Source organism: Okeania hirsuta (assembly GCF_003838195.1).
GTDB classification, from domain to species: Bacteria; Cyanobacteriota; Cyanobacteriia; order Cyanobacteriales; family Microcoleaceae; genus Okeania; species Okeania hirsuta.
The window spans coordinates 1-584 of the sequence record NZ_RCBY01000687.1 but is presented as its reverse complement, the minus strand read 5'-3'; the positions used below and the strand labels follow the sequence as shown (position 1 = coordinate 584).

Annotated in this window: 3 protein-coding genes; all 3 read left to right on the top strand. The window is 38.0% G+C overall.

Annotated elements, in window-relative coordinates:
- Positions 1-193 (top strand): hypothetical protein (locus D5R40_RS36865; RefSeq protein WP_161565204.1); only part of this gene is annotated, 193 nt, incomplete at its 5' end.
- A complete protein-coding gene (locus D5R40_RS33675; RefSeq protein ID WP_161565203.1) occupies positions 162-374 on the top strand; it encodes a hypothetical protein in 213 nt (70 codons plus the stop codon). The genes D5R40_RS36865 and D5R40_RS33675, both read left to right, overlap by 32 nt.
- On the top strand, positions 343-584 hold a 242-nt coding region (locus tag D5R40_RS33670; protein WP_375339463.1), incomplete at its 3' end, for a hypothetical protein. The genes D5R40_RS33675 and D5R40_RS33670, both read left to right, overlap by 32 nt.

Sequence of the window (584 nt, the reverse complement as noted above, 5' to 3'; positions counted from 1 at the left end):
GGAAAGTTATAAAACTCTCCAGCAAGAATCTCAAGGACAACTAGCTCAACTAAAACAACTAGAAGAGCAAATTGCTTTGATGGTATCTAGGGAAGTATACGATTCTTTGCAAGACCAATCACAGGAGCAAATTGCTCTTCTAGTTGTTTTAGTTGAGCTAGTTGTCCTTGAGATTCTTGCTGGAAAGTTATAAAACTCTCCAGCAAGAATCTCAAGGACAACTAGCTCAACTAAAACAACTAGAAGAGCAAATTGCTTTGATGGTATCTAGGGAAGTATACGATTCTTTGCAAGACCAATCACAGGAGCAAATTGCTCTTCTAGTTGTTTTAGTTGAGCTAGTTGTCCTTGAGATTCTTGCTGGAAAGTTATAAAACTCTCCAGCAAGAATCTCAAGGACAACTAGCTCAACTAAAACAACTAGAAGAGCAAATTGCTTTGATGGTATCTAGGGAAGTATACGATTCTTTGCAAGACCAATCACAGGAGCAAATTGCTCAAGTTGAGCAACTAGAATCTCAGATAGCTTCAATGGTATCAAAGGAAGTTTATCAGAATCTTCAGCAAGAGTCACAAGAGCAAAT